The sequence below is a fragment of the Candidatus Magnetaquicoccus inordinatus genome (genome assembly GCF_004217665.1).
In the GTDB taxonomy this organism is placed as follows: Bacteria; Pseudomonadota; Magnetococcia; order Magnetococcales; family Magnetaquicoccaceae; genus Magnetaquicoccus; species Magnetaquicoccus inordinatus.
Genome location: NZ_RXIU01000040.1, coordinates 1 through 20903, shown reverse-complemented (window position 1 = coordinate 20903; position 20903 = coordinate 1). Strand labels below are relative to the sequence as shown.

General features: G+C 53.9%; 17 protein-coding genes, 1 tRNA gene and 1 other RNA gene. All 19 read left to right on the top strand.

Annotation, left to right across the window (positions count from 1 at the left end):
- On the top strand, positions 1–422 hold a 422-nt coding region (locus EJP87_RS05190), incomplete at its 5' end, for a nucleoside deaminase (protein ID WP_227657463.1).
- 49 nt (positions 423–471) lie between these two features.
- A tRNA-Ser gene (locus EJP87_RS05185) sits at positions 472–562 on the top strand.
- A 101-nt stretch (positions 563–663) separates the two neighbouring features.
- An RNA gene (gene ffs / locus EJP87_RS05180) (signal recognition particle sRNA small type) lies at positions 664–761 on the top strand.
- Between the two features lie 16 nt (positions 762–777).
- A complete protein-coding gene (gene dnaX, locus EJP87_RS05175; RefSeq protein ID WP_130470795.1) occupies positions 778–2625 on the top strand; it encodes a DNA polymerase III subunit gamma/tau in 1848 nt (615 codons plus the stop codon).
- A 23-nt stretch (positions 2626–2648) separates the two neighbouring features.
- Positions 2649–2969 carry a YbaB/EbfC family nucleoid-associated protein gene (locus EJP87_RS05170; RefSeq protein ID WP_130470794.1) on the top strand — a complete coding sequence of 107 codons (321 nt, stop codon included), beginning with the start codon at positions 2649–2651 and terminating at the stop codon, positions 2967–2969.
- Positions 2969–3619 (top strand): recombination mediator RecR, encoded by a 651-nt coding sequence (gene recR / locus EJP87_RS05165; protein WP_130470793.1) that lies wholly within the window; start codon positions 2969–2971, stop codon positions 3617–3619. Before EJP87_RS05170 ends, recR begins: the two co-directional genes overlap by 1 nt.
- A 125-nt stretch (positions 3620–3744) precedes the next feature.
- Positions 3745–5784: a 2-oxoacid:acceptor oxidoreductase family protein gene (locus tag EJP87_RS05160; RefSeq protein WP_130470792.1), complete on the top strand. Its 2040-nt coding sequence runs from the start codon at positions 3745–3747 to the stop codon at positions 5782–5784.
- A gap of 24 nt (positions 5785–5808) precedes the next feature.
- Positions 5809–7449: a thiamine pyrophosphate-dependent enzyme gene (locus EJP87_RS05155; protein WP_130470791.1), complete on the top strand. Its 1641-nt coding sequence runs from the start codon at positions 5809–5811 to the stop codon at positions 7447–7449.
- A gap of 371 nt (positions 7450–7820) precedes the next feature.
- On the top strand, positions 7821–9152 hold the full coding sequence (locus EJP87_RS05150; protein WP_130470790.1) for an EAL domain-containing protein: 1332 nt from the start codon (positions 7821–7823) through the stop codon (positions 9150–9152).
- A 2-nt stretch (positions 9153–9154) separates the two neighbouring features.
- Complete coding sequence (locus EJP87_RS05145; RefSeq protein ID WP_130470789.1) at positions 9155–9970, top strand: hypothetical protein; 816 nt, start codon at positions 9155–9157, stop codon at positions 9968–9970.
- 165 nt (positions 9971–10135) lie between these two features.
- Entirely contained in the window at positions 10136–12379 is a 2244-nt protein-coding gene (locus EJP87_RS05140) for an NADP-dependent isocitrate dehydrogenase (protein ID WP_130470788.1), read from the top strand.
- Between the two features lie 302 nt (positions 12380–12681).
- On the top strand, positions 12682–13419 hold the full coding sequence (locus EJP87_RS05135) for a 4Fe-4S dicluster domain-containing protein (RefSeq protein WP_130470787.1): 738 nt from the start codon (positions 12682–12684) through the stop codon (positions 13417–13419).
- Between the two features lie 44 nt (positions 13420–13463).
- The gene (locus EJP87_RS05130; protein WP_320412216.1) at positions 13464–15185 is read left to right on the top strand and encodes an FAD-binding protein; all 1722 of its coding nucleotides are present in this window, start codon (positions 13464–13466) and stop codon (positions 15183–15185) included.
- A 155-nt stretch (positions 15186–15340) separates the two neighbouring features.
- A complete protein-coding gene (gene sucC / locus EJP87_RS05125; protein ID WP_130470786.1) occupies positions 15341–16501 on the top strand; it encodes an ADP-forming succinate--CoA ligase subunit beta in 1161 nt (386 codons plus the stop codon).
- Positions 16502–16513: 12 nt separating this feature from the next.
- Positions 16514–17386, top strand: a complete 873-nt coding sequence (gene sucD / locus EJP87_RS05120) for a succinate--CoA ligase subunit alpha (protein WP_130470785.1) — start codon at positions 16514–16516, stop codon at positions 17384–17386.
- Positions 17387–17503: 117 nt separating this feature from the next.
- The gene (locus EJP87_RS05115) at positions 17504–19216 is read left to right on the top strand and encodes a 2-oxoacid:acceptor oxidoreductase subunit alpha (protein WP_130470784.1); all 1713 of its coding nucleotides are present in this window, start codon (positions 17504–17506) and stop codon (positions 19214–19216) included.
- Complete coding sequence (locus EJP87_RS05110; RefSeq protein WP_130470783.1) at positions 19216–20094, top strand: 2-oxoacid:ferredoxin oxidoreductase subunit beta; 879 nt, start codon at positions 19216–19218, stop codon at positions 20092–20094. The genes EJP87_RS05115 and EJP87_RS05110 overlap by 1 nt, the downstream gene beginning before the upstream one ends.
- 13 nt (positions 20095–20107) lie before the next feature.
- Entirely contained in the window at positions 20108–20743 is a 636-nt protein-coding gene (locus tag EJP87_RS05105) for a pentapeptide repeat-containing protein (RefSeq protein WP_193771151.1), read from the top strand.
- Positions 20631–20903: succinate dehydrogenase assembly factor 2 (locus EJP87_RS18950; protein ID WP_420886844.1), on the top strand; the 273-nt coding region annotated here is incomplete at its 3' end. The genes EJP87_RS05105 and EJP87_RS18950, both read left to right, overlap by 113 nt.

Here is a 20903-nt window from a genome sequence, read left to right as displayed (position 1 = left end):
ATCAGGCCGCCCTGCTTTTGGCACTGCTGGCTGCAGCCCAGGCCGGCACAGAAGAAGAGGTGCCGGTAGGAGCGGTGTTGCGCGATGAGCATGGACGCTTTTTGGCCGCCGCCGGTAACCAACCAATCAGCAGCCAGGATCCCACCGCCCATGCCGAAATCCTGGTTTTACGCCAGGCCGCCCGTCGTCTGGGTAACTATCGCCTCAACGACACCACCATGAGTGTCACCCTGCAACCCTGCCTGATGTGTCGCAGCGCCGCCTTTCATGCCCGAGTGAGCCGGATCCAGAGCGCTGCCCTGCGCACACAATCAACGCTGGAACAAGAACTTAGCAACTGCACTGCCCCGGAAGAGATGCTTTTTCTTGGCGAAGGAGGTGAGCTGTTGCGAATTTTCTTTGATAAAAGACGTCATCTCTGATTTAATTCCGGGTTTGAACAGGTATTGAACTGCCTGTCGCACCAAACGGGGAGAGATGACCGAGCGGTTTAAGGTGCACGCCTGGAAAGCGTGTGTACTCCAAAAGGGTACCGAGGGTTCGAATCCCTCTCTCTCCGCCACCTTTGCACCTCTTTGCCAATAAAGCGCGATGTGCAACAGATAAGAGATTGAGTCCGCCACACATGATCGTGACGCTTGCTATACAGTGGGCGGCGTTGAGGGCCAGGACGCACGCAATGAAAAGCCGTAAACCCCGTCAGGACCGGAAGGTAGCAGCGGTAGCGGATATTTTCGTGTGCCGTGCTCAGCCTGGCCGGAGCCGCCCTTAACCTTCATGTCATCCTACGTCGTCCTGGCACGCCGTTGGCGTCCTCGCTCCTTCGCAGCCCTGGTCGGTCAAGGCCATGTCACTCAGGCTTTGTCACACGCCCTCGCTTCTGGCCGCATCCCCCATGCTTTTCTCTTTTCCGGTATTCGTGGGGTCGGCAAAACCACTTTGGCTCGTCTGCTGGCCATGTGTCTCAATTGCGAACAGGCGATCTCTGCCCAACCCTGTGGCCAGTGCAGCTCTTGCAAACAGATCATTGCCGGCAACCATCCCGATGTCTTGGAAATTGACGCCGCCTCGCGTACCAAGGTGGAACAGATGCGCGAGGTCTTGGATATGGTGGGTTATTCGCCTGCACTCTCCCGTTTTCGTATCTTTATCCTCGACGAAGTGCACATGCTCTCCAATCAATCCTTCAACGCCCTGTTGAAGACTTTGGAAGAGCCGCCGGCGCATGTCAAATTTCTCTTTGCCACCACCGAAGCACGCAAAATACCCGCAACCATTCTCAGCCGTTGCCAGCGCTATGATTTGAAACGGGTCTCCCGCGATCAGCTCACAGCCCACCTGCTGCATGTGTTGGAGCAGGAAGGGGTAGCCTTTGAACGGCAGGGAGTGGAGGCGGTGGTACGTTCGGCAGAGGGTTCGGTACGCGATGCGCTCTCCCTGCTCGACCAGGTGATTGCCCATGGGGCAGGGGAGGTACGCTATGCTGCGGTGCGCGATCTGTTGGGGTTGACGGAACCGGAAGCCATTTTGCACCTGCTGGAGGCGTTATTGAATGGTCAGGCTGCAGGGACTCTGCAACTGGCTCAGGATTTTTATGCCAATGGCGTGGAGCCGGAGAGTCTGTTGCGTGAGCTGCTGGAAGCGTTGCATCAGGCCAGCCGGATGAAGCTTGCTCTGCACTCTGGCGAACAGAACGCTCTGGCGGAGGGAGCCCAACAGCGTTTGTATGCCATCACCAGCCGGGTCAGCATGGAACATCTGCAGATGGTCTATCAGGTTATGTTGCGTGGTGCAGCCGATTTGCGGCTGGCCGAGGATGCCCTGCAAGCCTTGGAGATGCTGCTGTTGCGGGTGGCGACGCTCAAGCCGGTACCCTCCTTGGAAAAGTTGTTGGGACTCCTGGAAGGGCATGAGCCACCGCCTCCGGGCTCTGCCCAAATCAGCGTTTCTGCATTGCCGACTGCCTCACCTCCGGCGCCCACCACCAGGGAGAGCAGTGTTGCCCGGACTATGCCAGCCAGCACCCCTGCACCCACCCACTTTTTTTCTGCAAGCACTGGGGAACCAAAAAGAGAAGCGCCTGCTCTAAACCTCCCGGTGCCCTCTGTCCACACCACTCTGCCGCCTGCTGCGGCAAGTGTAGAGACAACAGCGCCAGAAACAACACCCCCTGAGCAGAGCGCTCTGCTTGCAGAGAGGGGAGAGCTGTTGCACAGTTGGCGTCAACTGGTCGATTATATTCGTCTGGTAGAGGTGGAGTTGGCGGTTAAATTGGAACGGTTGGTCAGTTGCCCACACTATCTCGCCGATGCAGAGGGTCGCCCGCAACAGATTGTTTTGCAATTGGCCAGCGATGTTTTGGGAAATGCGGAGCAGATACGGCGCCTGTTGGTCGAATTTTTGCGCAAACAGGGGATGGATGGTGTGCTGGTGCGCGTAGAGGCGCATGCCGATCCGGCGGCCCGTTGTGAGACTCTGCAGGAAAAGGAGCAGCGGCAACAACAGGATCATCTGCAAGCCTTGAGCACGCAAATGCAAAACCATCCCACAGTGCAAAAGGTGATGGCGCAATTTCATGCGGTTTTGCAGCATGTGCGACCGTTAGGCAGTATCGCTTCCTCATAACGAACTTCCTGGAGAGCAGGGTAATGAAAAATCTTGGTAACATCATGAAGCAGGCGCAAGAGATGCAAAGCCGCATGGCCAAAATGCAGGAGGAGTTGGCGGCCATGCAGGTCAGTGGACAGTCGGGAGGGGGGATGGTCGAGGTAACCCTCGATGGCAAACAGATGATGAAACGGATCAAAATCGACCGTTCCATCGTCGATCCTCAAGATGTGGAGCTGTTGGAGGATCTGATTACGGCAGCATTCAATGATGCCCAGAAAAAGCTGTTGGATCTGACCCAGCAAAATCTCTCGAAAGTGACCGGTGGGTTGAACATACCTGGTTTGAATCTGCCCTTTTGATGAAGGGTGGCGCAGCGTTGGGCAAAGAGCGAGCCTGGGGAGGCGAGGTCGCCGGTGGTGGTTTGCCAGCGGTCGAGCAGGCCATTGTGTTGTTGTCGCGATTTCCAGGAGTAGGGCGCAAGAGTGCCCAGCGCATGGTGCACTATCTGTTGCGTCAGGGACCGGAAGCGATAGAACAGTTGCGCATGGCCCTGCTGCAACTCTCCGAACAGATCCGTTCCTGTTCTATCTGCCATAATCTGGCACAAGGAGAGCTCTGTTGGATCTGTCAGGATCCGCGTCGTGATGCCAGCCAGCTCTGTGTGCTGGAAGAGGCAATGGATCTACTGGCAGTGGAAAAGGCAGCATTTTTTCGCGGCTGCTATCATGTTTTAGGGGGTAGGCTCAATCCATTGGCCGGGATTGGACCAGAACATCTGCATCTGGACTCCCTGGAGGAACGGTTGCGTTCCGGAACGGTCAAAGAGTTGATTATTGCGACCAATCCGACGGTAGAAGGCGAGGCAACTGCCCATTTTGTGGCGCAGATGGCTCTCCCCTGGGTCGAACGCATTACCCGTTTGGCCTATGGCATGCCGATGGGTGGAGAGTTGGAATATCTCGACGAATCCACTCTGTATCAGGCTTTGGCAGGTCGGCGACCATTTTAATAAAGGAATTTGTGCATCGCAAAATAAGGAGCATTGTGCGGCGCAGCAAAATAGGCTATTTTTCGCGCAATAGAAATTTGATGTTGCGATCGATTTAACCCCACCTTCTTGGAGGGTATGTTGACATGGCTACCTTGAATGCTACTGAGCAGCCTGCATTCCCGTTTCCTGGTATTCCGGGAACCGGCGATGGTTCCGACGCAGTCTCTTATGTGGAGACCCGCGTAACCGATGGTGCAGCGGCGTATCCCATTACCTCCTCAACCATTATGGGTCAACTTTACCAGGTTGCGGTTGCCAATGGTTTTCGCAATGTCTGGGACAGACCGCTGGCCTGGTTGGAGCTGGAATCGGAACACTCCTCTGCTTCCGCCTGTGAGGGTTTTGCGCTGGCAGGAGGGCGAGTGACCAACTTTACCTCCGGGCAAGGGCTGATCCTGATGAAGGAGGTGTTGTATACCATCTCCGGAAAACGTCTGCCTCAGGTGTTGAATGTGGGGGCCAGGGCTTTGACCTCGCAAGCCTTGAATGTGCATGCGGGTCATGATGATGTGATGGGTGTTTCCGATTGTGGTTGGGGGATTCTTTTTGCCCACAGCGTGCAGGCGGTTGCCGATCTCTGCCTGATTGCCCGCCGCGCCTCGGAAGAGTCCTTCACCCCGATGATGAATGTGCAGGATGGCTTTCTGGGAACCCATACCATTGAAAATCTCAGTTTTCCTGAAGATGAGCTGATTCGCCAATTTATCGGCAAGCCGGAAGATAAAATACGCACCATTTTCAATCCGGAAGCGCCGTTGCAGATTGGTGTGGTGCAGAATCAAGAGGCCTATATGTTGGGTAAAATTGCCCAACGCCACTTCTATGATCGACTGCCCGGCATCATCCAGGGGGCCATGGATGAATATTATCGCTTGAGTGGCCGGCGCTATCAGTTGGTGGAAGGGATCGGCATGGAGGAGGCAGAGTATGCCATCATCGCCATGGGTACCTTGTCAGAGACCGCTGCTTCAGCCATCGAGACCGTTCAGGAGCGTTTGGGAGTCAAGCTGGGGGTGGTCAATGTCACCTGTTATCGTCCCTTCCCGGCAGCCCGTTTGGTCAGCTTGATCAAAAACTGCAAAGCGGTAGCGGTGATCGAGCGCTGCGATATTCCGACCATGGTTGACAATCCGCTCACCACCGATGTGGAAGCCTCCCTGGCAAAAGCGCTCATGGGTGCCCCGGGATTTGACAAAATCTCCAGCATTCCCTTTGTCTTTTCTGGTACCGCTGGTTTGGGCTCGCGTGATACCACCCCTGGCCACATTGTGGCAGTGGTGAAAAATATGTTGAAAGGGCCACAAGAGGGCAAGGTCTACTTCTCCTTGGGTATCGACCATGCCACGGCACTGGCTGTGGAGAGCGAACCGGATGTGCGTCCACAGGGCTCTTTTTCGGTACGTGCCCATTCGGTAGGTGGCTATGGCTCGGTGACCACCAACAAAATCATCGCCACCATGCTGGGGGATATTTTTGGTTTCCGGGTGCAGGCAGCCCCCAAATATGGTTCCGAAAAGAAGGGTCTGCCCACCAATACCTATTTGACTGTGACTCCGACGGGCAAGATTCTGACCCACTGCGAGCTGCAACACGTCGATTTTGTGCCGTTGATGGATCCCACAACCTGGTATATGGGCAATCCCTTGGTCGGCCTGCAATCGGGAGGCATTGTCTTCCAGCATACCGATGAGCCTTCACCACAAGCGCTGTGGGACTCCTTGCCCCCCTATGCCCAATATTTTATGAAAGAGAGTGGTATCCGTTTCTATGGGGTTGATACGGTAGCCATCGCCCGTGAAAGCTGTCTGCATGACTTCTCCTTGATTCAACGGTTTCAGGGAGTGGTCCTGTTGGGAGTCTTTCTGCGCGTGACTCCCTTCCGGGAGCAGGCCGGATTGTCGGAGGAAAAATTGTTTGAACTGGTCCGTAAACCATTGATCAAATATTTTGGTAAACGGGGTGATATCGTGGTCGAAAACAATCTGGAAGCGGTTCGACGCGGGTATCAGCGGGTAATGGAAGTCACACCAAGCATCATGGCAAGCACCTCACCCGAACTGCTGGCGCAAGGCAAGGCGGATTGGGATGCCAAGGGCAAGGATGTGAATGCATTCTTTATTTGACGGTCAGCCAGGCGGAGAAGTGCCATGAGCCAACGTGCAATTATTTATTCCGAAAAAACTCCTGAATGGTATGATATCAAGCGGGCCCGCGAAGTCATGGAGGCATACAACTCCGGTGCCAGCTCCAATCAGCCTGCCGATCCCTTTGTTGCCTGTTCCATCATTCCGGCGGGCAGCGGCTCTTATCGCGATTTTTCCTATATTGCTCCGGATCTGCCGGAATATACGTCGGAAAACTGTGTCGCCTGCATGGAGTGTGTGCAAAACTGTCCCGATTCAGCCATCTGGGGACGGGTGATCACCCCGGATGGTCTGGAACAGACCATAACGGCGTTTACTGGCGAAGAGCAGGAGTTGGTCAGAGGCCAGTTGGTGCAGACCACCAAGTTCTGGAAAACCTATCAGAAAAAACATGAAGCACGTGCCGACTCGCCGCCAGGAGCCTGGTTTGGCATTTTTGTCGATCCCACCAAATGCAAAGGCTGCGGCGAATGCGTAGTGGCCTGCGGGGATCACAAAGCGTTGCACATGATCAAAAAGACACGCGATAACCTTCCGGATTTCTTCTCCTTGTGGGAGTTTTATAAAAAGAGTCCAGAGACCCCTGCCGAGTATATCAATCCCAAATTAAAAGTGGATTTGATGCTCAACGCCGATACCAACCAATATGTGGGTGGTGCCGGTTCCTGCATGGGATGCGGCGAGACCTCGGCGTTGCGGCAGTTACTGGCCATTGTCTATTCCCAGGTTGGCCATAAATATGGCATTGTCGCCAATACCGGTTGCAATACCGTTTATGGCTCCACCTATCCCTACAACCCCTATCGGGCACCATGGGTCAATTCGCTGTTTGAGAATGCAGCCACTGTAGCCATGGGGATCCGGGCGCGCTGGGATCAGATCGGCAAAGAGGATCATCAACTGCTGGTCTTGGGTGGTGATGGCTCGATGTTGGATATTGGCTTTCAAGCCTTGTCGCGCATGTTGGCCTCAGGCATGAATATCAAGGCCGTTGTGCTGGATACCCAGGTCTACTCCAATACCGGCGGCCAAACCTCTACCGCCACCTTTGTCGGCCAGGATGCCAAAATGTCAATTCATGGCAGCTCGGTGGCTGGCAAGCAGGAGCGGCGTAAAGAGATTGGCAATATCGCCATGATGCACCCGCATACCTTTGTGGCGCAAACTGTCGGACCGATGATCAACCACTTCTATAAAGCGGTCGAGCAGGCTTTGGCCTTCAACGGTCCCGCCTTGATCAACATCTATACCACCTGTCAGCCGGAACATCAGGTGGCCGATGATCAATCCTGTGCCCGTGCGGTGGCTGCGGTGGAGTCCCGTGCCTTTCCGGTCTTTATCTATAATCCAGACAAGGGACCAACCTTGGCTTCGCGCCTCTCTCTGCAGGGCAATCCCTCCGTGGAACGGGATTGGCATCGCCGCCGCAATCGCGACGGCTCAGAGGAGCTGCTCGACTTTATCTATTTTGCTCGCGGCGAGGGTCGCTTTGCCAAGCAGTTTGATAAAGAGGGCAAGGCCAGCGCCGTGTTGATGCGTTCCATGCAGGATCGTCTGGACAACTGGCGTCTGTTGCAGGAGTTGGCTGGGATTACTAATGTGGATCAATCTCAGGAGTTGGCGAAGGGAGCATCATCCCGTTAGATTTAGGGATGCAACTCTGTTGTTGGTCCGCATCGATAGCGGATCAACAACAGAGTTGTTTCGCACTCCGAGCGCAGCGCAACGGCTCGCGATGGCTGTTTGGGTGGATGTAAAATTTTGCAGTCTGCTGTCGATTTTTGGTGCAAAATTTTTGCACCTGGTTTCTAATATCCGGTAATTATAAAGACCAGTAAGAGGGTGTCGCTTCCGATGGGATTGGCCATACAGGCACTGGTTGCTGCGGAACACAGAGTGAACCAAATGCAACCTCAGCAAGGGGTAAGCAGATTGGCATCTGCTCCTTGTACCAGCGCACACGCTGCCATCATGCGACCTGCTCGTAATCGATCCAAAACGCGAAGGGAGTCAGTATGTCCACAGAACAGGGTATGACGGGTGGCCATTTTTCACCTCAAGATCTGCAAGGGGACTACTCCCCCCAGTCATTGGAAAGACTTATCATCAGCAATAATGGCAGCTTCAGCTCCCAGCTCTGCACATTATCCATCTCATCGCAATTTCAGCGGGTTTTCAGTACCACCCTGCAGCGTGGTGTCGGTTTTGAGGCTTTCTGTGTCGGCACCTATGCCGATGGCACACGGGTACCGCATGCCCAGCTCTTTTCCGAGGTATGCAACTCCGAGGATCGCGAACTGATTGATCGGTTGCGCATGTTGTTGCACCTGAAGACCTTCAAAGAGGCCGACACCGATGATCGCTGGATCTTTACCAATCTGCATCCGCGCATCATGCTGGGCCACAAAGAGCCCGATCCCAGCTTTTTGGCAGAGGCGTTGCAGTATACCGGATTATCCGCCAATCAGGTGGTGGTTGCGGTGCGCGAGCACAGCCAAGAGCGGCAGGCCAAGCTGGTAAAAGTGATCGACAGCTTGCGGGAGTTGGGCTGTCTGGTGATCTTTGATGACTTTTTGTCCGAGTCGGCCAACCTGGACAGTTTGTGGCGTCTGCGTCCTGACATGGTCAAATTAAATCGCCTGTGGTTGGAAAATGCTGCCAACAGTCGGCGCGCCAAACGGATGTTGGCTAAACTGGTCTCCCTGGTCCATGCTGCTGGTGCCCTGGTGCATATGGAGCAGATTGCCACCGAGGAGGAGGCTTTTATGGCCATGCGCATGGAGGCCGATTTTGTCAGCGGCCCCTTCTGGGGCGAACACGATAAAGAGTTGGCCCTGCATATTGCCGAAGGTCCGGCCAGCATTGTCGATAAATCCTTTGCCGTGCTGCTGGAAAAGAGTGAACAGGCGGTTGCCCAGGATTATCGGCAGGTCGATTTTGAAATGGGTTGCTTTAGTGGTGATGTCCTGGAGTGTGCCTGGGCACTCTCCGATGGGGTGCCTTTGGAACAGGCGGCCAGCAGTTTGTTAAACATTCCCCGTATGGAACGGGTCTATCTTCTCAACGAACGGGGCGTACAGGTTGAGCCCGATATTTTCCGCAAGGGTGAGCCTCTGCATCTGGATCCCCGTTTTCGCCCCCTGCGTGATTCCACAGGAGCCACCTGGACCCGGCGCTTCAGCTTTCATGATGCCATTCGCAATCCGGGGGTGGTTCAACTCTCACCCCCCTATCGTTCCAACGCCAGCCGTAATGTCTGTGTGACCCTGTCGATGACGGTGATTATCCAGGGGCAGCAACATGTGCTCTGCTGTGATGTGGAATGGCGGGAGGGTGTGATTCTGTAACGATGGACTCCTCCGCGTTTGCTGCCCTTTTGAGCTGTGTGCGCAATGAATTGACCCGTCCTCGAGAGATGCCGGTTCGGGTCGGCAGTTCTGTGTGCAGCATGTTGGATGTGCGTGATCCTCTGGATGGATTGACCAGGGAGATTTTGCAACAGCGTGAACTTTATGAGATTGAGTGGCTGTTGTCGCCTCTGTTTACGCCAACCGAGCAGGAGCGGGAGCGTTGTGAAGTGGCTTTACCGCTCTCCGGCATAGATGCCGATACCGAGGAGCGTTTGCAACTGATTTTGGCAGCAGAAGGGATCTATTGCGCGATTCGCTATGGTCACCGGGAACGACCCGTACCAGTAATGCCGGTGGTTATCGAGCGCTTTTTGCGCTTGCTGCACCTTCAGGATGGGGTCAACCCACTGCTGCTGCCGCTGCTGCAGGCATGGCCGGAAGAGACGGAACGCCGAGTCCTGACCAGTCTGGCACGGCGAAAAGTGTGGCAAAAAGATCATTGGGCGCAGATCTTTTTGCTGCTTTGGCAGGCGATGGTGGCCAGAGAGAGTTTTGATTTGGCAAAATTTCGCTTCTTGACGGAGTTTATCACCTCCTATCGGCCCAAAAATCAGCAAGAGTTGCTCCATGCCTTGACCAATCTGGTCGATGCTTACCATAAGGATCATGAGCACCCGGTCTATAATCAACAGTTGGAACATTACCAAGGAGGAAACATACGCTCGCAATCTTGTGGCCCGGAGATCAAAGCCTATCGCCTGGCCATGACCCACGGCTTATTGACCGATTTTTCCTTTGCTGACACGATGATATGATTGTTTTGCCCCTGTTGTGATCCCCTCTTTTGTCACACCAAGTAACGATTGCTCCTGCCCGTTTGTTTGAGAATCCTTGACGTAAGCTAATCCCTGCAGCATGATGCCCGACCAGAAATCGGCAAGCGACTCTTTTGAACATTCTGCAACGGAGTGAATAAAATTATGTCCGGAACTACGCAAAACCAAGCAGACATTATTTACACTGTCGTCGACGAAGCTCCCCAACTGGCCAGCGGCTCTTTGCTGCCCATCATCCAAGCCTTTACCAAAGTGGCTGGCATCTCGGTTGGCACCAAGGATATCTCCCTTGCGGGACGTATTCTCGCCAGTTTTCCCGAATATTTGAGCGAAGCACAGCGGCAGCCGGATGATCTGGCTGAATTGGGTGAGCTGGTGGTGACCCCGGAAGCCAACGTTATCAAATTACCCAACGTCAGCGCCTCCATGCCGCAATTGAAAGCGGCGATTGAGGAGTTGCAGGGACAGGGCTATGCCGTTCCCAACTATCCCGACAATCCCAAAGATGCCACGGAGCAGGATATTCGTGCCCGTTATGACAAGGTGAAAGGAAGTGCGGTCAATCCGGTGCTGCGTGAAGGCAACTCGGATCGTCGCGCACCAAAAGCGGTCAAGGATTATGCGCAAAAAAATCCCCATAAAATGGGTGCCTGGAGCGCCGATTCCAAAACCCATGTCTCCACCATGCAGGCCGGTGATTTTCGCAGCAACGAAAAATCTTTGACTGTCGATGCGGCAAGCGCTGGGGTCGCCCGGATCGAATTTGTCGCCCGTGATGGCAGCGTGACTGTTTTGAAAGATAAAGTGCCGCTCAAAGAGGCCGAAGTAATCGATGGCACCTTTATGAATGTGCAGGCATTGCGCAAATTTCTCGCCGAACAGGTGCAGGAGGCCAAAGAGCAGGGGGTGCTCTTTTCCTTGCACATGAAGGCCACCATGATGAAGGTTTCCGATCCGATCATCTTTGGCCATGCGGTGCAGGTCTATTTTCAAGAGGTGTTCGACAAACATGCAGCCACTTTTGCGGAGATTGGGGCTGATGCCAGCAATGGCTGGGGCGATGTGCTGAAAAAGATCCAGAGTCTGCCCGCCGACAAACAGGCCGAAATCAATGCTGACATTCAAGCCTGCCTGGCCAATCGTCCCGATTTGTATATGGTGGATTCCGACCGTGGTATCACCAATCTGCATGTACCCAGCGATATCATCATCGATGCCTCCATGCCGGCGATGATTCGTGGTGGTGGTAAAGGTTGGGGACCAGATGGCAAATCGCGGGATACCAAAGCGGTGATTCCCGACAGCAGCTATTCCGGGGTCTACAAAGCCACCATCGATTTCTGCAAAAAACATGGTGCCTTCAACCCTTCCACCATGGGCAGCATTCCCAATGTCGGTTTGATGGCACAAAAAGCCGAAGAGTATGGCTCACACAACCAGACCTTCAAATCTCCTGGTAATGGTACCATTCGGGTGGTGGCCGCCAATGGCCAGACCCTGATGAGCCATGAGGTGGAGCAGGGGGATATTTGGCGCATGTGTCAGGCCAAAGATGCCGCCATTCAGGATTGGGTAAAATTGGCTGTCAACCGTGCCCGCGCTACCGGCAACCCGGCGGTTTTCTGGTTGGATAAGGATCGTCCACATGATGCCGAACTGATCAAAAAGGTGGAGCGCTATCTCAAGGATCATGATACCAGCGGTCTGCAACTGCATATCATGTCACCGGTCGATGCCACCCAATTCTCCCTGGAGCGGATGAAAAGAACCGAGGATACCATTTCGGTGACCGGTAACGTGCTGCGCGACTATTTGACCGATCTCTTCCCGATTCTGGAAGTGGGAACCAGCGCCAAGATGTTATCCATTGTGCCGTTGATGAATGGTGGTGGACTGTTTGAGACCGGTGCCGGTGGTTCTGCGCCCAAGCATGTGCAGCAATTTGTGGAAGAGGGCCATTTGCGTTGGGATTCGTTGGGTGAGTTTTGCGCTCTGGCCGCCTCTCTGGAACATTTGAGTGTGGTGCGCAACAACAAACGGGCCGCCGTGTTGGCCAAAACCCTGGATCAGGCAACCGGTAAACTCTTGGACAACAATCAATCGCCTGGTCGCGATGTGGGTGAACTGGACAACCGGGGCAGCCATTTCTACTTGACCCTGTATTGGGCGCAAGCCTTGGCGGCGCAAACGGATGATGCCCAACTGCAACAACATTTCACCCCGATTGCCGAACAGTTGACCCAAAACGAGGCCAAGATTGTCGCCGAGTTGCAGAGTCTGGGTGGCAAAGCGGTGGATTTGGGTGGCTATTATCATACCGATCCGCAAAAAGTGGCTGCAGCCATGCGTTCCAGTCAAACCTTGAATGCGATTATCGCTCAGGTTTGATGGTGTGACACTCTGCCGTTGGCCGTGGGTGGCAGTAGTTACTGCGGCCAACGAGCAGAGAGAACAATCCGGCAGCAAGATCTGCGCAGCGTCTCAAAAGCGCAAGCAGAGCTCTGTCATTACCCTGTGTAAACAGTGGTCCGGTCCGTAAGCAGCCCAAAGTTGTCACAGAGTCAGTGTGACTGCTCTGCGGTTCGGTAAAACACTCCTGAAGGGCAATATTGCTGACAAGTGCATGCCGCAGGCACTTGTCAGCAACAGCCCGCACCGAGACTGTTTTGTAGTATAGAGGGGGAAGCAGGATGTCTGGCCTAGCGACGGTGGTTAACATCGGATTTGATGGCACGGCATATCAGGTCACTGCCGGTCGTACCATATTGGTGGCCTTGGAAGAGGTGGGCTTGCGCTTTGTGCGAGGAGTCGGTTGCCGAGGCGGCGTCTGTGGCGCCTGCACCGTGCTCTATCGTTTGCAGGATTCCCACCAGTTGCGCGCCGGTTTGATGTGTCAGGATGAGGTGCATGATGGCATGGAGATCCTGGCTCTGCCCTATATTCCCCAAAAGAAAGCCATACATAAACTGCAGTTACCCGAAGGCAACAGCCCGGAATATCAGGTGTTGAGTCTCTATCCTGAGGTCAACAACTGTGTCATGTGTGGCGAGTGCAGTCGCTTGTGCCCGGTGGGTATCGATGTGATGGGCTATGTCGGGATGATCAAACGGGGTGATTTGCGGGCAGCAGCCCAGCACTCCTTCACCTGTGTGCAATGTCAAGCCTGTGTGTTGCGTTGTCCCTCCAGCATCTCCCAACCCAATGCCGCCTTGGCAGCACGTCGTTTTCATGGTCGCTATCGCGAGGCGGTCGCAGATCACCTGGGTAAAGCTCTGGAAAAGCTGGAGAGCGGCTATTATCGTTCTCTGTTCCGCAAGGTGCGTCGACTCTCGGCGGTAGAATTTCAGGCACTCTATCAACGTCGCGAACGGGAGCCAGATGATGCCCCTCCAGGCACCTGGTTACCGGAAGATCGTTCCTTGATTTAGTGCAGAGAGGAGGGGGCAATGATCGAGACAGAGGAGGGATCTTTGTGGAAGGTTTGAAGCACTTTCCAGAGCCATTGCGTGAGTCGGCACGTCTGGTGAGCAAAACCCGTGACAGTCGCCTGGCTGCATTAAGGCGTGGCGAAAGTTATCCTCCCTTATCGCTCTCCGACCGGCGCGCCTGGTTGGAGGAGTTTCATCCCGATTATCGTGCCGACAGTTGCCGCCCCTTGGCGATTGGTCCCAACAAAGGGGATCTGGTGCCCTGTGAATTGGCCGATCTATTGGAGTCCTGGCCCCGTCCGGCCGTGATGCGCCACTTTGCGCTTTCGCGCCGTCATCTGGCGGGCAACGATCCCAACCATGCCGTAGGCAGCCCGACCGCTAAACAGGGCAAGGCCGATCTGCAGTGCGATGTCTTGATAATTGGAGGTGGTGGTGCGGGTACCACAGCCGCCATTGCCGCCGCCGAAGCGGGCGCGCAAGTGTTGATTGTCACCAAATTGCGCCATGGTGATTCCAATACCATCATGGCCGAAGGCGGCATGCAGGTAGCGGATCAGGAGGCCGATTCGCCGGTACAACACTATCTGGATACCATGGGTGGCGGCCATTTTATCAATGATCCCGAACTGGTAGAAGCGCTGGTCAGCGATGGACCACGGGTTTTGCGCTGGTTGGAAGAGCTGGGGATGCTCTTTGATAAATATCCGACCGGACGCATGAAAGTGCGTCATGGCGGAGGCACTTCGCGGCGGCGTCTGCACGCCTCCGGGGATGTCACCGGTCTGGAGCTGATGCGGGTGCTGCGCGACCATGCCGAAACCTTTGCCAATATCACGGTGCTGCCCTTTCATCCGGCAGTTGAGCTGCTCACCGATGATAACGGGCGTGCTGTTGGGGCGGTGCTTGAACATCTTGCTGCCGGAGACCGTTTGCCAACCATTCAGGTGGTTCATGCCCGTTCGGTAGTCTTGGCAACGGGTGGTTTTGGACGGCTGCACTTTAAAAAATTTCCTACCTCCAACCATTTTGGTGCATTGGCCGATGGTTTGGTCCTGGCCTACCGCTCTGGCGTGCCGCTGCGCGATTTGCGTTACTGTCAATATCATCCCACTGGCATTGTCTATCCCGAACGCAAAATTGGTTTGCTTTTGACCGAAAAATTTCGCGGCTGGGGTGCGCAGTTGCTCAACTATCATGGTGAAGAGTTTGTTTTTGGCCTGGAGCCGCGTGATGTAACCTCGGCGGCGATTATTCGCGAATGCAGCGAAATGGGCAATGGTGTCAGCACCCCCAGCGGTCGGGTTGGGGTCTGGCTGGATATTCCCTTGATCGATCTGCTGCACGGACGGGGCACCATTGAGCGTGAATTTCCCGGTCGCTTTCAAGAATTTATGAGCAAAGGGATCGATCTGCGCCTCTCTCCAGTATTGACCTATCCCACCTTGCACTATCAAAACGGCGGCATCGCCATCCAAAACGATGGTGGCACCGATATGCCTGGGCTGTTTGCTGCTGGTGAAGTCACCGGTGGCGTGCATGGAGATAACCGTTTGATGGGCAATGCCCTTTTGGAAATATTGGTCTTTGGCTTACGCGCCGGACGCAGCGCTGCCCGCTTTGCCCACTCCACAGGAGCTGGCAGCAATCCAGGAGTCAGCCATCTGGAAAGCTTCATGGAGGCGTTGCAGGAGAGCGCTGTGGGCCACCAGCGTATTTCGCCGCGTTTGTTGCCCAGTTATGGGAAAAGTGGTCTGCCAGCCTGAATGGATGGTATAGCAAGCATGGACTCCGAGCGGTAATCCGCTTATGATCCCATAATCACCCGGAAAGCAGAGGAGGCTTTTTTTTTGAGGCGGGTTGACAGGGAAGTGTTACGGTAGCAGTCGATGAATAACGTTGGAGCGAACGGGAACCACTCATGAATATTCACGAATACCAAGCCAAAAAAATTCTCGCCGGTTATGGGGTCAAAGTTCCCCGTGGCCAGGTTGTATTTTCCGTGGAAGAAGCGGAAGAGGCAGCCAAAAAGTTGGACAGTGGAACATATGTGGTGAAAGCCCAGATCCATGCCGGAGGTCGTGGCAAGGGGGGTGGTGTGAAGTTGGCGCGTAATCTGGATGATGTGACAAGCCATGCCCAGAATATTTTGGGTATGACCCTGGTTACTCACCAAACCGGACCTGCCGGCAAGGTGGTAAAACGGCTGTATGTTGAGGAGGGATGCAATATTGCCCGTGAACTCTATCTGGGTTTGGTGGTGGATCGTGGCAGCAGCCGCATCACCATGATGGCCTCGACAGAGGGGGGAATGGAGATCGAAAAGGTTGCTGCCGAAACCCCGGATAAAATTATCAAAGAGGTGATTGATCCAGCGGTGGGTTTGGGTGCCTTCCAGGCGCGCAATCTGGCCTATGGTTTGGGTTTGGTGGATAAGCAGGTCAGCAAGGCGGTACAGTTTATGACCGCTCTCTATAACGCCTTTATTGGTTCGGACGCCTCTCTGGTGGAGATCAATCCGCTGGTGGTGACCGTTGATGGCGATATCATGGCTCTCGATGCCAAAATGAATTTTGATGATAATGCCCTCTATCGGCATAAGGATATTGCGGAGTTGCGCGATCTCGATGAAGAGGACAGCAAAGAGATTGAAGCTTCCAAATTTGGTTTGAACTATATCGCTCTTGATGGTTCCATCGGCTGCATGGTCAATGGTGCTGGTTTGGCGATGGCCACCATGGATATTATTCAACTCAAAGGGGCAAAACCGGCCAACTTTTTGGATGTTGGCGGTGGCGCTACCACCGAGGTGGTCACAGAAGCCTTGAAATTGATTCTCTCTGATCCCAACGTCAAAGCGGTGCTGATCAACATCTTTGGTGGGATCATGCGTTGCGATGTCATTGCCAACGGCGTCGTAACAGCGGCCCGCGATGTAAATATCAAGGTGCCTCTGGTGGTGCGTCTGGAGGGAACCAATGTCGATTTGGGCAAAAAGATTTTGGCCGAATCGGGTTTGGCGATTATCTCTGCCGATGATCTCAATGATGCCGCCGAAAAAGCGGTGGCTGCAGTGCGATAGGAAGGGGCGAAAATGAGTATTCTGGTTGATAAAAATACCCGCGTCATTTGTCAGGGCTTCACCGGAGCCAACGGCACATTTCACTCCGAACAGGCTATCGCCTATGGTACACAGTTGGTGGGCGGTGTCACCCCTGGAAAGGGGGGCAGCAAACATCTGGATCGACCGGTTTTTGATACGGTGGCCGATGCAGTAAAAGCGACTGGAGCCAATGCTTCGGTTATATTTGTCCCACCCCCCTTTGCCGCCGATGCCATAATGGAGGCGGCCTCCACCGATCTGGATCTGGTGGTGTGTATTACTGAGGGCATTCCGGTGCTGGATATGGTACGGGTCAAGCGTTATCTGCAGGGACGGAAAACCCGTCTGATTGGACCCAACTGCCCGGGAATCATTACTCCTGGTGCCTGCAAAATTGGTATCATGCCTGGTCATATTCATCAGGTGGGTAAAGTGGGCGTGGTCTCCCGATCCGGCACTTTGACCTATGAAGCGGTGGCACAGACCACACGGGTTAATCTGGGACAGAGCACCTGTGTGGGTTTGGGTGGTGACCCGGTCAACGGAACCAACTTTATTGATTGTTTGCAGTTGTTTGAAGCCGATCCACAGACGGAAGCTGTGATCATGATCGGTGAGATTGGTGGTACGGCTGAAGAGGAAGCAGCGGCTTGGATCAAGAAAAACATGAGCAAGCCGGTGGTTGCATTTATTGCCGGAGCGACCGCCCCCAAAGGCAAACGGATGGGCCATGCGGGTGCGATTATCTCTGGTGGCAAGGGGACAGCAGCCGAAAAGTTTGCGGCTCTGGAGGCGGCAGGGGTACATATTGCCCGTTCGCCCGCCGACATGGGCAGCACGCTGGCCGCGGCGCTGAAGGGGTGAGAGTGTAGCAACCCGTTGGCTACAGCCTGTTGAGAGCCGTTTGGCGCTTTCAACAGGCTGTCTCGTAGGGGGCAGCCTCTATCACAAACAAGAAAGCAGGCTAAAGAAGGAGTTTCGATGGCAAAGAATGACCTGATTATTCGAGTAGCCGGGGAGGGTGGTGAGGGTATCATCTCCACGGGTGATTTCATTGCCGCCGCATGTGCCAGGGCTGGCTTGGAGGTCTATACCTTCAAAACCTTTCCGGCAGAAATCAAAGGCGGTTATGCCATGTACCAAGTCCGTACCTCTCCGGAACGGATCTATAACCAGGGTGATACCTTTGATGTTTTTTGTGCCTTCAATGGCGAAGCCTATGAGGTCAACAAGCATCTTTTGAAGCCCGGCACCGCTTTTGTCTACGACTATCCGGGTGGGGATTTTGAACCGGAAATTCCAGACGGGGTCTTTGCTTATCCGATCCCGATGTCCAAAACCGCCAAAGAGATGAAATCCTATCGCTCGAAAAATATGGTGGCTATGGGTGCCTTGTCGGCGCTGTTCAACATCAGTGAAGATACCTTGAAACAGGTGTTGAGCAATAAATTCAAGAAGAAGGGTGAAGAGATTCTCAACTTTAACCTGCAAGCCTTTGAAAAAGGCAAAGAGTTGGGGAAAGCGTTGCAAAAAGAGGATCCCTGGCGGGTGGCCGATCCGACCACGCCCAAGGATGTGATCGTCATCTCTGGCAACGATGCTGCCGGTATGGGAGCCATTCTGGGTGGGTTGGAGTTTTTCTCGGCCTATCCGATCACTCCGGCGACAGAAATTGCCAAATATGTAGCCACCCATCTGCCGAAATTGGGTGGAACCTTGATTCAGGCGGAAGATGAAATTGCCTCGATCGGCCAGGTTTTGGGTGCCTCCTATGCCGGCAGAAAATCGATGACCGCCACCTCCGGTCCTGGTTTGGCTTTGATGGCAGAGATGTTGGGTATGGCCTCCATGAGCGAAACACCGGTGATGCTGGTGGATGTGCAACGTGGTGGTCCTTCCACCGGTCTGCCCACCAAACATGAGCAATCGGATCTCTTTCTGGCCATTCATGGTGCCCATGGCGATGCGCCGCGCATTGTTCTATCGGTCGAGGATGTGAAAGATTGCATCGATATGACGGTGGATGCTCTCAACATTGCCGAAGAGTATCAATGTCCGGTGTTGTTGTTGTCGGATGGCTCGTTGGCCTTTTCGACGCAAACGGTGCCGCGGCCCAATCCGGCAGACTATACCATTGTCAACCGCAAAAAGTGGGATGGCGAAGGCACCTATAAACGCTATCTGATTACCGATGATGGTATTTCGCCGATGGTGGATCCGGGAACTCCAGAGGGTATGCACATTGCGACCGGTTTGGAGCATACGGAAACTGGTGCTCCAAGCTTCAAACCAGAAGCTCATGAGACGATGCACGCCAAACGCTTCAACAAGATCAAGCCGATCATCGATCGCTACAAACCGACGGAAGTGGATGGTGATGGGGATGCGGATGTAGGCATCATTACCTGGGGAAGCACCATTGGTGTGGCGCGTGAGGCGGTAGCCCGTTTGCGTGCCGAAGGGTATAAGGTAAAAGGTTTCTATCCCAAACTGATGTGGCCGATGCCGGTGGCGCAGTATGAGGCTTTTGCGGCAACCTGCAAAAAAATTCTGGTTCCGGAGGTCAACTATCAGGGACAGCTCTCCCATTTTATTCGCGCTGAAACCTCCATCAAACCGATTCCCTTCACCATTTGCGGCGGTTTGCCGTTTACGCCGATCCAGATGATCGACAAAGTCAAGGAGATAATCTGATGTCCGTTGCCGCACTCCATAAAGTAGACTTGAAACCGAAAGATTATAAATCCGAGGTGAGTGTTGTCTGGTGTCCCGGCTGCGGATACCATGGCATTTTGAACAGCATCTATCGGGCTTTGTCGGAGTTGGGAGTCGATTATGCCAACCTGATGGCCATCTCCGGCATCGGTTGTTCGTCGCGTACCCCCTATTTTATCAAATCCTACAAAATGCACACTCTGCATGGACGGGCCGGACCGGTGGCAACCGGTGCCCAGTTGGCACGCCCGGATTTGGCTGTTTTGGTGACTGGTGGTGATGGTGATGGTTTTTCCATCGGTGGTGGACACATGCCGCATATGGCACGCAAAAATGTCAACATGACCTATGTGCTCTATGATAATGGCATTTATGGACTAACCAAGGGACAATATTCCCCCACCTCGCGTCCAGAATTAAAGGCCTATACCACCCCTTACGGCGGACCGGATGAGCCGATGAATCCCTTGCTCTATATGTTGACCTATGGGGCAACCTATGTGGCTCAGGGTTTTGCCGGCAAGCCGCAGATCTGTGCTGAATTGATCAAAGGGGCTTTGGAGCACAAAGGGTTCTCTTATGTGAACATTTTCTCCCAATGTCCGACTTTCAACAACATTGACACGGTAGAATATTATCGTGAGTTGGTGAAAGAGGTGCCTGCCGATCATGATACCAGCGACCTGGGAGCGGCGATGGAGTTGGCACGTCGTGATGCGGAGGGACATGCACCAATCGGCTTGCTTTATAAGGTGGATCGTCCCACCTTGGATGAGCGTTTGCACAAGATTGTGGAAAAGGTTGGCGGACATCCAGGATATGATGTGAATAAGATCATTGACTTGGCTCGTCCATAAGAGGTGAATGGCCATGGAAGCGGTGACTGACAAAGAGCTGTTGCTGGCGACTTATGGCCGTGATGGAGGGTTGCGTGGTGCGGATCTCTCATTCATGGAGATCCGCGCCATCGATCTGCGTGGTATTGATTTGACGGGGGCCATACTGGTGGGCAGCCGTCTTTATGATCTGACCTTTGATCAGTGTCAAATGAGTGAAATTCACATTCAGGAGACGCGCTTAGAAAATGTCTCTTTTGTGGGCAGTCGCATGGATCATGCTTTCTGCCAACGTTCGCAGTTTATCGATTGTCGTTTTACTGAGGCTGATCTCAGTCACAGTCGTTTTCTGTTATGCAATTTGACCGCGCTCTCTTTTGTTCAAGCGGATTTGCGTTTGGCGCATCTATTGGCCTGTCAATTGGATCAAGCCGATTTTACTGCTGCCAATTTGCAGCGTGCCTCATTACGTGAGTCTACATTGGATCATACCCGTTTTATTGCTTGCAATCTCTCCGAGGTGGATCTGCGCAAAACCAATTTGTATGATGCCTATTATGAGCAGGTGGTCACTGAGGGAGCGATTTATTATGGCAAGTCGCCCTGGGATGGACAAAATTCGACTGTCCCGCAGTTGGGGCGCAAGGTGGTGGTTTTTGATGGCGAATAGTGAACTGTTACAAAAGCAGGTGCTTTGGGCAGCCAGTCGTCGTGCCACGGCCGAATTGGAACAGATGTTGGCGCTTTTTATTGCAGAAAAACTTCCTCAGCTTGATGCTGTGCAATGTCAAAAAATGCTGCAGTTGTTGAGTCATTCTGACTGGGACATT